The 12533-nt window shown below is 43.2% G+C and carries 18 protein-coding genes; 16 read left to right on the forward strand and 2 right to left on the reverse strand.

Annotation, left to right across the window (positions count from 1 at the left end; all coding sequences use genetic code 11):
• Positions 1-95 precede the first annotated feature (95 nt).
• The 14 genes from FC07_RS13665 to FC07_RS13725 all read left to right on the forward strand — a co-directional run bounded on the left by FC07_RS13665 (position 96) and on the right by FC07_RS13725 (position 9732).
• Positions 96-752 (forward strand): adenylate kinase, encoded by a 657-nt coding sequence (locus FC07_RS13665; protein WP_057905648.1) that lies wholly within the window; start codon positions 96-98, stop codon positions 750-752.
• 252 nt (positions 753-1004) lie between these two features.
• A complete protein-coding gene (gene infA, locus FC07_RS13670; protein WP_057905649.1) occupies positions 1005-1223 on the forward strand; it encodes a translation initiation factor IF-1 in 219 nt (72 codons plus the stop codon).
• 110 nt (positions 1224-1333) lie between these two features.
• On the forward strand, positions 1334-1450 hold the full coding sequence (rpmJ, locus tag FC07_RS15710; protein ID WP_083483337.1) for a 50S ribosomal protein L36: 117 nt from the start codon (positions 1334-1336) through the stop codon (positions 1448-1450).
• A gap of 32 nt (positions 1451-1482) precedes the next feature.
• Positions 1483-1848 carry a 30S ribosomal protein S13 gene (gene rpsM / locus FC07_RS13675; protein ID WP_057905650.1) on the forward strand — a complete coding sequence of 122 codons (366 nt, stop codon included), beginning with the start codon at positions 1483-1485 and terminating at the stop codon, positions 1846-1848.
• 24 nt (positions 1849-1872) lie between these two features.
• Positions 1873-2262: a 30S ribosomal protein S11 gene (rpsK, locus tag FC07_RS13680; RefSeq protein WP_057905651.1), complete on the forward strand. Its 390-nt coding sequence runs from the start codon at positions 1873-1875 to the stop codon at positions 2260-2262.
• An 87-nt stretch (positions 2263-2349) separates the two neighbouring features.
• A complete protein-coding gene (locus FC07_RS13685) occupies positions 2350-3288 on the forward strand; it encodes a DNA-directed RNA polymerase subunit alpha (protein WP_057905652.1) in 939 nt (312 codons plus the stop codon).
• A 51-nt stretch (positions 3289-3339) separates the two neighbouring features.
• On the forward strand, positions 3340-3723 hold the full coding sequence (gene rplQ, locus FC07_RS13690; RefSeq protein ID WP_057905653.1) for a 50S ribosomal protein L17: 384 nt from the start codon (positions 3340-3342) through the stop codon (positions 3721-3723).
• Between the two features lie 340 nt (positions 3724-4063).
• Complete coding sequence (locus FC07_RS13695; protein ID WP_083483338.1) at positions 4064-4912, forward strand: energy-coupling factor ABC transporter ATP-binding protein; 849 nt, start codon at positions 4064-4066, stop codon at positions 4910-4912.
• A complete protein-coding gene (locus tag FC07_RS13700; protein WP_057905679.1) occupies positions 4888-5766 on the forward strand; it encodes an energy-coupling factor ABC transporter ATP-binding protein in 879 nt (292 codons plus the stop codon). The genes FC07_RS13695 and FC07_RS13700 overlap by 25 nt, the downstream gene beginning before the upstream one ends.
• A complete protein-coding gene (locus tag FC07_RS13705) occupies positions 5759-6550 on the forward strand; it encodes an energy-coupling factor transporter transmembrane component T family protein (RefSeq protein WP_057905654.1) in 792 nt (263 codons plus the stop codon). Before FC07_RS13700 ends, FC07_RS13705 begins: the two co-directional genes overlap by 8 nt.
• A 24-nt stretch (positions 6551-6574) precedes the next feature.
• Entirely contained in the window at positions 6575-7351 is a 777-nt protein-coding gene (gene truA, locus FC07_RS13710) for a tRNA pseudouridine(38-40) synthase TruA (RefSeq protein ID WP_057905655.1), read from the forward strand.
• Positions 7352-7446: 95 nt separating this feature from the next.
• The gene (locus tag FC07_RS13715; protein WP_057905656.1) at positions 7447-8214 is read left to right on the forward strand and encodes a YveK family protein; all 768 of its coding nucleotides are present in this window, start codon (positions 7447-7449) and stop codon (positions 8212-8214) included.
• A 1-nt stretch (position 8215) separates the two neighbouring features.
• Complete coding sequence (locus FC07_RS13720) at positions 8216-8962, forward strand: CpsD/CapB family tyrosine-protein kinase (protein WP_057905657.1); 747 nt, start codon at positions 8216-8218, stop codon at positions 8960-8962.
• Positions 8959-9732 (forward strand): tyrosine-protein phosphatase, encoded by a 774-nt coding sequence (locus FC07_RS13725; protein ID WP_057905658.1) that lies wholly within the window; start codon positions 8959-8961, stop codon positions 9730-9732. The genes FC07_RS13720 and FC07_RS13725 overlap by 4 nt, the downstream gene beginning before the upstream one ends.
• 74 nt (positions 9733-9806) lie before the next feature.
• On the opposite strand, the gene FC07_RS13730 is transcribed toward FC07_RS13725, so the two are convergent.
• The gene (locus FC07_RS13730; RefSeq protein ID WP_057905659.1) at positions 9807-10532 is read right to left on the reverse strand and encodes a DUF3862 domain-containing protein; all 726 of its coding nucleotides are present in this window, start codon (positions 10530-10532) and stop codon (positions 9807-9809) included.
• 242 nt (positions 10533-10774) lie between these two features.
• On the opposite strand from FC07_RS13730, the gene rplM reads away from it, so the two are divergent.
• Together rplM and rpsI are read left to right on the forward strand one after the other, a co-directional pair.
• Positions 10775-11218: a 50S ribosomal protein L13 gene (rplM, locus tag FC07_RS13735; RefSeq protein WP_057905660.1), complete on the forward strand. Its 444-nt coding sequence runs from the start codon at positions 10775-10777 to the stop codon at positions 11216-11218.
• A gap of 14 nt (positions 11219-11232) precedes the next feature.
• Positions 11233-11628, forward strand: coding sequence for a 30S ribosomal protein S9 (gene rpsI / locus FC07_RS13740; protein ID WP_057905661.1), 396 nt, complete (start codon positions 11233-11235; stop codon positions 11626-11628).
• A 204-nt stretch (positions 11629-11832) separates the two neighbouring features.
• Here the strand turns inward: rpsI and FC07_RS13745 are convergent, their stop codons facing one another.
• Positions 11833-12306, reverse strand: coding sequence for a hypothetical protein (locus FC07_RS13745; protein ID WP_057905662.1), 474 nt, complete (start codon positions 12304-12306; stop codon positions 11833-11835).
• Positions 12307-12533: the final 227 nt, after the last annotated feature.

Here is a 12533-nt window from a genome sequence, read left to right on the forward strand (position 1 = left end):
AAAATCCCATTGTTTTGTTGACGACGGATGGCCTTTTGTCTCTTTTTTTAATATAATAAGGATATAACTTGTTTCTAATTTGAAAGGGGTAAATTATGAACTTAATCTTAATGGGTCTACCAGGTGCTGGTAAAGGGACTCAAGCCGAAAAAATTATTGATGCTTATCACATTCCACACATTTCAACCGGGGACATGTTCCGGGCTGCAATGGCTGCTAAAACAGAGTTAGGCCAACAAGCTAAGTCTTACATGGACAAAGGTGAATTGGTACCTGATGAAGTGACTTGTGGGATCGTTAAGGATCGCTTAGGTGAAGATGACACAGCAGTTGGTTACTTGTTGGATGGTTTCCCACGGACATTAAGCCAGGCTGAAGCACTTGAAACCATTAACGCTGATTTAAACAAGCCATTAGACGGTGTGATCAACATCGACGTTGATCCTGCTTCATTAATGGAACGTTTAACTGGCCGTTTCATTTGCAAAAACTGTGGGGCAACTTACCATAAACTTTACAAACCAACTAAAGTTGAAGGTACTTGTGATCGTTGCGGCGGCCACGAATTCTTCCAACGTGATGATGACAAGCCTGAAACCGTTAAAAATCGGTTAGCCGTTAACGAAAAAATGAACACACCATTATTGAAGTTCTATGGTGACAAGGGCATTTTATTCAACATTGATGGCAACCGCGACATTGACGTTGTTTTTGAAGACATCAAAAAAGTTTTAGATTCATTTACCAAATAAGTTTGAAATAAGTTTAATTGGGACTTGCGTCGATTATAACCTTCTGCTATAATATTAAAGGTTATCTGTTCAATCCTGTCATTTTGGATTGATATGACAGTGAAGGCAAAAAAGGTGAGTGCATTCGCCCTCACCATTTTTATGTGTTGAATTGATGCGGTGCAAGAGTCCCGGGCATAACACTGCGCGATGGCTTTTGCTATGGCGCAGTTTATAGCTGTAACCACATTTGTGGGAAGGAGGGATTTCTGTTTGGCCAAAGATAATGTAATCGAAGTGGAAGGTAAAGTTGTTGATACATTGCCTAACGCAATGTTCAAGGTAGAACTTGAGAATAACGCAACGATTCTCGCCACCGTTTCCGGTAAGATCAGAATGCATTACATTCGTATTTTGCCAGGTGATCGTGTGACTGTCGAATTATCGCCATACGATTTAACACGCGGCCGGATCACTTATCGTTTCAAGTAGTGATCGGAACGAGCGGATATCTGTTTCAAAGGTAGATGACTTTTGCTTCCGCAAAAGTCTGCGATCAATGAGAATTGATCAACGGACAACGTACTGAGGAGGTATTTACTATGAAAGTACGACCATCAGTAAAGAAGATGTGCGAACACTGCCGTGTCATCAAACGCAAGGGCCGTGTTATGATCATCTGCTCTGCTAACCCGAAACACAAACAACGTCAAGGGTAATCTAAAATTCATTTAAATGGAGGTGCAATTTAATGGCTCGTATCGCAGGAATTGATTTACCACGTAACAAACAAATCGTTATCGGTTTAACTTATATCTTCGGGATCGGGAATACAACTGCTCATAAAGTATTAGCAGCTGCTGGTGTACCAGAAAACGTTCGCGTTTCTGATTTAACACCTGAACAAGAAGATAAGATCCGTGTTGAAGTTGATAAGGTTAAAGTTGAAGGTGATCTTCGCCGTGAAGTCAACTTAAACATCAAACGTCTTCAAGAAATCGGTTCTTACCGTGGCATGCGTCATCGTCGTGGGTTACCAGTTCGTGGTCAACACACAAAGAACAATGCGCGTACTCGTAAGGGCAAAAAAGTTTCAATTGCCGGTAAGAAGAAATAACTCAATAAGGGAGGTTAGCAATTAATGGCAACTCGAAAAACAACACGTCGTCGTCGGGTCAAAAAGAACATCGAATCAGGCGTCGCACATATCCACTCTACTTTTAACAACACCTTGATCATGATCACAGACCCTCAAGGGAATGCAATTGCATGGTCTTCAGCAGGTGCCTTAGGTTTTAAAGGTAGTCGTAAATCTACACCATTTGCTGCACAAATGGCCGCAGAAGCCGCAGCAAAAGCTTCAATGGAATTTGGTATGAAGTCTGTTGAAGTAACAGTTAAAGGTCCAGGTTCAGGTCGTGAAGCAGCGATTCGTTCACTCCAAGCAACTGGTTTGGAAATTACCGCTATTCGTGATGTAACACCAGTTCCTCATAATGGTTCTCGTCCTCCAAAGCGCCGTCGTGTTTAATGTGAGTACGGTTCATTTTGAGTTTGAACTGAAACGTACGTCATGTTTTAAACAACACTTCTCGTTTTGAAAGGGGTAAGAGACTAAATGATCGAATTTGAGAAGCCAAACATTACCAAGGTTGACGAAAGCACAAATTACGGTAAATTTGTGGTTGAACCACTAGAACGTGGCTACGGGACAACATTAGGTAATTCATTACGGCGGATTTTGTTGGCATCTTTACCAGGTGCTGCCGCTACTAGTGTTCAAATTGATGGCGTCTTACACGAATTCTCAACCATCGATGGTGTAACGGAAGATGTTACCCAAATCATTTTGAACATCAAAAAGCTAGCTTTGAAGTTGGAATCTGACGATGATAAAACCGTTGAGATCGACGTCCAAGGGCCAGCGACCGTAACTGCTGGTGATATCGAAGCCGACAGTGATGTTGAGGTTTTGAATCCGGATCTTTACATCTGCACAGTTGCTGAGGGTGGGCATTTCCATGCTCGTATGACTGTTCGTAAGGGTCGCGGTTATGTTGCTGCTGAAGGAAATAAAGTAGACGATATGCCGATTGGTGTTTTACCAATTGATTCGATTTATACCCCGATCAGTCGTGTCAATTATCAAGTTGAAAGTACCCGTGTTGGGCAACGCAACGATTTTGATAAATTAACACTGGATGTCTGGACAAATGGTTCCATTAATCCACGAGAAGCCATCAGTCTTGCCGCTAAGATCCTCACGGAACATCTTGATATCTTTGTCAACTTAACTGATGAAGCGAAAAACGCTGAAATCATGGTCGAAAAAGAAGAAACACATAAAGAAAAGATGCTTGAAATGACAATTGAAGAACTTGACCTTTCGGTTCGTTCTTATAACTGTCTCAAACGTGCTGGTATCAACACGGTTCAAGAATTAACCAACAAGACTGAAGCTGATATGATGAAGGTCCGCAACTTAGGCCGGAAGTCATTAGAAGAAGTCAAAGCTAAATTAGCTGATCTTGGCCTTTCTTTACGTAAAGAAGACTAAGCCAACTTTCGATCGCTTTGCCGATCAACTATCAAAGGAGGGAATCCATTAATGAGTTACCGTAAATTAGGTCGCACAAGTTCTCAACGGAAAGCTTTGTTACGCGATTTAACATCTGACTTAATCATGAACGAAAAAATCACGACAACAGAAGCACGTGCCAAAGAAGTTCGCTCAACGACTGAAAAAATGATCACTTTAGGTAAAAAAGGTGATTTATCTGCACGTCGTCAAGCAGCCGCTTTCTTACGCGACGAAATTGCTGATGTTCATGAAGACGGCGATCAAGTAGTCGTTCAAACTGTTTTACAAAAATTATTTGACGACGTAGCACCTCGCTACACTGATCGTAACGGTGGTTATACACGCATTTACAAGACAATGCCTCGTCGTGGTGACGGCGCACCAATGGTTGTTTTACAATTTGTAGACTAATCATGAACTTCACGAATCGTTAGTTTCTAACGACATGAACATATAAGGATCACTTCCAAATTACTATAGACCAGAGTGTTATGATGTTGGTTAGTTGTTTTTCCAAGTCTAGCTCGACGGTTGTCACAATAGTGGACTTTTGCCCTATTGTGTCGTAATTCGGGAAGTGATTTTTTTGTGCTTTCGATTTCGTTTCAGGATGGGGATAGGTGCTGACTAAGCCGTTTTTGAAATAATCGCGTTAGAATGAAACTGCTACCTTTTCGGAAGTAAGCGTTCATGTTATCATTATTGATGTGTAATTATTTTAAATTTTAAAGCGAAAAAAGGTGTCAGGCGATTGGCAAATATTATTGAAGTCACGGATCTTAGCTACCATTATCCACAAATGGAACAGCGCCCAGCGCTTCAACACGTGAATTTTACAGTGCAAGCCGGCGAGTGGCTGGCAATTATTGGACATAACGGAAGTGGCAAGTCGACGCTGGCGAAGTCTTTGGATGGTTTGTTGACGCCTGACCCACAAAATAAAGGCGAGATCAAGGTTGCTGGCCTGACGTTAACCGATGAGACCGTTTGGCAGATTCGTGCCAAAATTGGCATGGTCTTCCAAAATCCAGACAACCAGTTTGTAGGGGCCACGGTGGAAGATGATGTGGCTTTTGGGCTGGAAAATCGTGGGGTGCCGCGGCCTGAAATGCAGGAACGCGTGCATGCGGCGCTGAAGCGGGTGCGGATGACCGAATTTGCTGATCGGGAACCAGCCCGGTTATCTGGTGGTCAAAAGCAACGGGTGGCGATTGCAGGCATTATTGCGCAACGTCCGGATATTATTATTTTAGATGAATCGACAAGTATGCTCGATCCTAAAGGTCGGGCAGAAGTGCTGGCAACCGTGCGCCAACTCAATCAAGAAGATCATTTAACGGTGATCTCCATTACGCACGATATTGATGAAGCGGCCCAAGCTAATCGGATCGTGGTGTTAGATGACGGTCAGGTAAAGGAAACTGGTACGCCAGCTGAAATTTTTGCTTACGGGGAACGGCTTATTGAAATGGGGCTAGATGTGCCTTATGCAGAGCGCTTAAAAACAGCTTTGCGGCAAGTCGGCGCTGACGTGCCCAAGCAATATCTTACAGAGGAAGGAATGGCGGATTGGTTATGGACATCACATTCAAAGATGTAGCTTTCACCTATCAGGCTGGCAGTCCGTTTGCCAGTGACGCCTTAACGGATATTAATTTAACCATTCATGATCAGGCTTTTACAGCGATTATTGGGCACACAGGCAGTGGCAAGTCCACACTGGTGCAACACCTTAATGCGTTGTTAAAACCGTCTGCAGGGACTGTGACGATTGGTGAACGGGTGATTACCCCGGAAACAGACAATAAAAATCTAAAGCCGATTCGGCAAAAGGTCGGAATGGTTTTTCAATTTCCGGAAAATCAGTTGTTTGAAGAAACCGTCGCGAAGGACATTGCTTTTGGCCCCATGAACTTTGGGGTCAGTGAGGCAGATGCGTTGCAACGTGCCACTGAAATGGTTCAGCTGGTTGGCTTGGATACCCAGTATTTGGAACGGTCACCATTTGATCTATCCGGTGGGCAAATGCGCCGGGTGGCCATTGCAGGGGTTTTGGCAATGAAGCCAGAAGTATTGATCCTCGATGAGCCTACAGCAGGGCTTGATCCAGTTGGTCGGCGTGAGATCCTCGGGATGGTCGAGCGGCTCCATCGTGAGCAGCATTTAACTGTGGTGTTGATCACCCATTTAATGGAAGATGTCGCCGCTTATGCCGATCAAGTCGTGGTCATGGATCGCGGTCAAGTGGCCAAAACAGGCACACCACAAGCTGTTTTTCAAGATGTGGCCTGGTTACAAAGTCATCAGCTCGGCGTACCTGAAACAGCGTTGTTTGCCGAAAAATTGAAACAACGTGGTTTTCAGTTTGAGCAATTACCATTAACGGAAGCCGCCTTAGCAGCAGCCCTTGCGCCACAGCTACCGTTAACTAAACGAGGTGCAACGGATGAATAAATTGATATTTGGGCGTTATATTCCTGGGGATTCTTTTATTCATCGACTTGATCCACGGGGCAAATTACTGTTGAGTTTTTACTTTATTGGGATTATTTTCTTGGCGCACAATTGGCAAAGCTATTTGCTCCTTTTCTTGTTCACCATGTTTGCCGTGTTAATGTCGCGCGTTAATTTAGGTTTCTTTATTCGCGGGGTACGGCCACTGATCTGGCTGATCCTGTTTACCGTGATCTTACAGATCTTTTTTACCCGCGGTGGGCATTTATATTGGCACTGGGGACCGTTGGTGGTCTCCCAATATGGTTTAGTCAATGGTGGTTATATTTTCATGCGTTTTGTGTTGATCATTTTCATGTCAACTTTGTTAACGTTAACGACACCGCCATTACAGTTGTCGGATGCCATCGAATCGATTTTAAAACCCTTTAAAGTCTTTCATTTGCCAGTTTATGAAATTGCGTTAATGATTTCCATTGCGTTACGCTTTGTGCCAACCTTAATGGATGAAACTGAAAAAATTATGAATGCGCAACGCGCCCGTGGGGTGGATTTTGGCAGTGGTAGTTTAAGCCAAAAAATGCGTGCGATTATTCCGCTATTGATTCCGTTATTTGTGAATTCCTTTAACCGGGCTGAAGATTTGGCAACGGCCATGGAAGCACGCGGTTATCAAGGTGGTGAAGGACGAACCAAGTACCGTGTGCTGACTTGGAAAGGTCAAGACACGCTTGCTGTTGCGGCCTTTGCCGTCATTACCGGATTACTGATCTGGTTACGCTAATTTTAAAAAGAAGGACGTTTAAGAATGCCAGTAACACATTATAAAGTCACATTAATGTATGATGGAACTCATTTTGCGGGGTATCAAGTGCAACCGCATCAACGGACGGTTCAAGGTGTCGTTGAGCAAGCCCTTGCTAAAATGGCAAAAGTTGAACAACGAATTCCCATCAACGGTTCAGGTCGAACCGATGCTGGCGTGCATGCTTACGGACAAGTCATCAGTTTTGACTTTCCGTTTTTTATTGCCGCCGAAGGGATGCGCAAAGCATTAAACAGTTTATTACCGTTGGATACGCAAGTTTTAGCCTGTGAAGTGGTCCCATCCGATTTTCATGCACGGTTTGATGCAACCGGCAAACGCTATCGTTATCGGGTGAACTTGGATTATTATACGAATCCATTTCGCCGGCTTTATACCGGGCATTGGAAGTGGCCGATGCAGCCTGAATTAATTGAAGCGGCAATTGGTGATTTCGTCGGTACCCATGATTTCACCAGTTTTGCGGCAGCCGGCGGTAGCATTGAAAATAAAGTGCGCACGATTTATGATGCCAAAGTGACGGTTGACCAAACCCAAAATGAATTGATCTTCGATTTTTATGGCAATGGCTTTCTTTATAATATGGTCCGCATTATGGTAGGGGTGCTGCTGGAAATTGGTGGTAATCGCCGGCCGCTACACGATATTCAGCGTTTATATCAAGTTAAAGATCGGCGGCAAGCTCGCTTAACAGCAGCGGCCAGTGGTCTTTATTTGATGCAAGTTTACTATGGTGATGGCCCAGCAGATTTAAAATAAAAGCGGTTTTATATAAATCTTCATTTGTAAATCTTGAATTTTCGTGTAAAATCTGTTTATGAGAGCTTTTTTTGATTGTATTATGGAGGTAATTCATGAATGAAACGGTAGACTTAGAAAATATCTTTGGCATCCTGAGGAAACACGTGAAATTGATTTTAGGCGCAATCGTCATTTTCCTCTTTGCCACTTTTTTGGTGTCTTTTTTCCTAATGACGCCAAAGTACAGTGCTTCGACAGAAATTTTGGTAAATCGTAAGCAAACTTCTGAAGCATTGCAAGCGCAGCAGGTTCAAACGGATGTCCAAATGATCAATACTTATAAGGACATTATTGTCAGTCCAAGTATTTTGAAGAACGTTAATCGACAACTACATAAAGAAACCAACTTTAAAGGGACTACTGACGATTTAAAGAGTGAAATCAGTATTACTAGCCAACAGAATTCACAGGTTTTTTCAATTACTGTCAAGGACCAAGACCCTTATGATGCTGCTAGTATTGCTAATACCACAGCAACGGTCTTTAAAAGTAAAGTCGGTAAAATGATGCAGATCAATAACGTATCGATTATTTCCAAGGCACAGCCTGATACTACGGCTGTTTCACCGCGCTTGAAATTGAATTTATTAATTGGCGCCGTGCTAGGGTTATTGATTGGTGTCGGGATTGCGTTCCTACGCGAATTTACGGATAAGACAGTTAAATCTGAAGAATTCTTAACGGAAACATTAGGCCTGACTAGCTTAGGGATTATTCATGAAATGACCTCGAATGAAGTTTCAAAGCATTCAGAAATTATTGGACATGCTGCAGCAACTAACAGTCATGTGGCGAAGACACATGCAGAAAGAAGGGTGTAGGATGGCATTATTTCGGCGTAAGAAAAAGAAGCTCGAAACCACGAGTATGCAGCATGGGGTTTCATTGATCACTGTTAATGATCCGACATCAGTTGTTTCAGAACAATTTCGGACAATTCGCACCAATATTCAGTTTTCTGCAGTGGCTTCAAAATTAAAAACCTTATTAGTCACTTCGGCAGGTCCTTCTGAAGGAAAGTCAACGGTCAGTGCTAACTTAGCCGCCACTTGGACGGCACAAAATACCAACGTTTTGATCGTTGATGCTGATTTACGTCGGCCAACGGTGCATCGGACATTTGGTTTAAGTAACAATCAAGGGCTCACCACGTTATTGACTAATCCAGAAGTGAAATTAGATCAGGTGATCATGCAAACAGCTGTGAATCATTTGTATGCCTTGCCAAGTGGTCCCATTCCGCCTAATCCAGCTGAATTGTTAGGGTCAGAGCGAATGGATAAATTGATGCAGATCCTTAAAAATAGTTTTGATCTTGTGTTGTTTGATGTACCTCCTGTTATTTCTGTAACAGATGCGCAAATTATGGCGAATAAGGTCGATGGCGTTATTTTAGTCACACCACAAGGCCTTGCTGAAAAAGGCGCTGTCATGAAGTCTAAAGAGCTTTTAGAGGCGGTCCATGCCAATATCTTAGGGGTTATCATGAATCGGGTTCATGCTGAAGGAACCGGTGGCTATTATGGTGGCTACTATGGCGGTTATTACGGAACCGATGATAAGAAATGATCGATTTACATTGTCATATTTTACCAGGTGTTGATGATGGCGCTAAGAATACACCGTTTGCCTTAGACATGGCGCGGGAAGCAGTTCGTGAAGGCATTACGCATATTTTGGTCACCCCGCACCATTTAGATGGTGAGTATGTGAACCACAAACAGGATGTATTGACGCAAACGGCGGCATTTCAAACGGCGTTGGCAACAGCCAACATTCCGCTAACCGTTTTTCCAGGCCAAGAAGTTCATTTAAATGGCAACTTGCTGCAGGCCATTGCCAGTGGCGATGTCTTATTTGCAGATACGGGAAATCGTTACTTAATGTTGGAATTCCCGCATCAAGCTGTGCCAGCATATGCCCAACAAATGATTTTTGACCTGCAGTCACAGGGCATTGTTCCGGTGATCGTGCACCCAGAGCGCAACGTTGCCATTCAACAGGACCCGCAATTGTTGTATGATTTTGTGTCAGCCGGCTGTTTAACGCAATTAACGGCCAGCAGCTATCTAGGGGTGTTTGGGGAACATGTTGAAACCTTTACCCAACAAATTATTGATGCTGGCATGGGCTATATCTTTGCCTCAGATGCGCATAATTTAAAAGGGCGTAACTTCCGGATGGATCGCGCCTTTGCGAAATTAACTCAGCATAATGGCCAAGCTGCTGCTGATTTAATGGCGCAACATGCCAAACAAATTATCAACGGCGAGCCCGTTGCCCCCAATGATTTTCAAATGATCCAAACGAAGAAAAAGAAACGCTTTTTCTTCTTCTAAAGTTGCCAAGTGGCAGCTTTTTTATTTTGCCGACAAAAAACGCCTGAAGCAGTTGCTTCAGACGTTATGGCCGGTTATTCCACGCCAACTTGTGATTTGCCAATCAGTACATCATTTGAGAAGGCTAAGCGAATGCTAGCTGTATCACTGCCTTCAATATTGGTGGTGTAGTGGCCGACGATTAAATCAGTTCCGTCGATCAAAGATTCTTCAAACGTATCAGGTTTCCCGAAGTCAGCTGTCATTTTCTGATAAGTCGTGGTTTGTAACGTAAAGTTATCATAATTTGTCACTGAGATCTGGGTGGCACGTTTGGTCAACTGATAATGTTCCAGTTGCTTGCGATAAATGCGACCATTGACCACGCTAACCGTGAATTTTGCGTTTGATTGCTGACTGTCAATGTTGGTCCAAGTCACAGTTTTAATGGCGTGCCCTTTTTCGGAACCTTTTTTCGTCTTAGCTGGTTCGCCATATTTTGTGACTAATTGGGTCAAACGCGCGCCACCTTGGCCTTTTTTCGTTAAATCGCCTAGTTTCAGTTGATCCATTGCCGTGCGGCTCCAATTCGTGTTGGTAGCGGTGGTGTCGTTGCCAGGTGTTGCCTTTTTGTGCTCATATTGTAATCGGCTTTGTTGTAGCTGGGCTTGCGTGGCCTGCTTTTTCCACATGATTCCCGCGAAAACGGCGCCTACAATCACTACCAACAACACGAGTAAGCCAAATGATTTGAAGAATTGTCGAACGTGATGTTGACGTTTAAGTTGCTGGACTGACTTTTTAGAACGATGAGTTGACATAACAGCTTGGCTCCTTTATTGAACTTCTGATTTCTATTTTAACGGAGAATTTGATTTAGGAAAAGGACTTTTATGGTTTTGTTGAACCTCGTACTATCTTTTCAAGAATATCGACGATTTAAATTGACTTTTAAATAGGGAACCAGTATGATTGAAACTGGTATTTGTTTACCTCCCACAATTAAGCCCCGGAAACTTTATTGTAATTCAGGAAACAATACAGAAAAATGGAGGAAATGCTCGTGCGTTCAACTTATTTAGCAAAACCAGGCGAAATCGCCAAAGAATGGTTTGTCGTCGATGCTACGGATGTTCCGTTAGGTCGTCTTTCAACAGCTGTTGCAACAATTTTACGCGGTAAGAATAAACCAACTTTCACACCAAACGTTGATACAGGTGACAATGTCATCGTCATCAATGCTGGTAAAGTGGCTTTAACTGGCCGTAAAGCAGATCGTAAGATCTATTACCATCATACATTACACCCAGGTGGTTTAAAGCAAATCACTGCTGGTGAATTACGCGAAAAGAACCCTGTTCGCTTAATCGAAACTTCAGTTAAAGGGATGTTACCAAAGAACACTTTGGGGCATCAACAATTATTGAAGTTACACGTGTATGAAGGCGCTGAACATAAAAACGCTGCACAACAGCCAAAAACGTTAGACATTACTAACTTAATCTAAGGAGGGGACAATTCGTGGCAGAAACAGTTCAATACATTGGCACTGGTCGTCGTAAAGACTCAGTTGCTCGAGTTCGCTTAGTACCAGGTACTGGTAAAATTACCATCAACGGTAAAGATCAAACAGAGTACATTCCATTTGCTAACATTCGTCAAGATATGGTTCAACCTTTCGGTATTACTGAAACAGCTGGTAACTATGACGTTTTCGTTAACGTTAATGGTGGTGGCTTCTCAGGTCAAGCCGGCGCAATTCGTCACGGGATCTCTCGTGCCTTATTAAACGTTGATCCAGATTTCCGCGGCCCATTAAAACGTGCTGGTTTACTTACACGTGACCCACGTATGAAGGAACGGAAGAAGCCAGGTTTGAAAAAAGCCCGCAAAGCTTCACAATTCTCAAAACGTTAATATACCCGTTATATCAATGTTTTCAAAAAGCACTTGCCATGTGGCAGGTGCTTTTTTGTTAATCAGAAAGCAGCAGTTAAGAGCAGTCCCATCTTCCGCTTTGTTAGAAGATGGGACTGCTCTTATTTTATATAACGATTAATTTAAATCACTGTTGCACGATACTACCATCATCGTAAACGATGACACTCATGGCTGTTTTGGTCATCGTCGTTGAGCTTTTTGAAATGGCTTTGACGAAATAGCTACCATCGTCGGAGGAAAGGCAGCCCCAGACCCAATCACCGCCGTTATTGCCATATTTGCTTCTGCTGCGGCAACTGCTTCATCACGACCATGGATGACACTTCTAGGGCGAGATGCTTGTGTTTCTGATGGTGCACTTGATGCTTCAGTAGCAGCCGCCGAGCTAGCCGTTGATGCCGATTTAGCAGCTGCAGTTTCCGATGCTAATGTTGCGTCAAAAGAGGACTGCTCAGCACTTTCACTGGCAGCCTTAGCTGAACTGCTTTCAGTTTTGTGCGCTGCAATTGACTTAGCCTTCGCACTGGCTTCAGCGCTACTTGCCACTTTAGCTTTAATAGATGAATTATTTTGTGCCGCAGCATGGTTAGTGCCACATGCTGCTAAAGAAAAGGCCAATAAGCCAATACTGAATAGGCCAACTAATTTTTTCATAAAGATTCCTCCAAGATAATACCAACTTTTTAATCTGATTAATGACAATGCCTAAATGAGTTATAGCGTGAACGGCCTTTTGTGATATCGAAGCAGCTTGCTGATTTAATCCTTCTATTGACAGATCAACAATCACCTGTGCTACTTGTTAGCAACTTTTGGTTGACAGGCATTTTTCGTCAATATCGGTTGGGCAAATGGCCGTTATTTTTGTAAAGGAACATCGC

This window comes from Loigolactobacillus bifermentans DSM 20003 (genome assembly GCF_001434575.1).
Taxonomy (GTDB): Bacteria; Bacillota; Bacilli; order Lactobacillales; family Lactobacillaceae; genus Loigolactobacillus; species Loigolactobacillus bifermentans.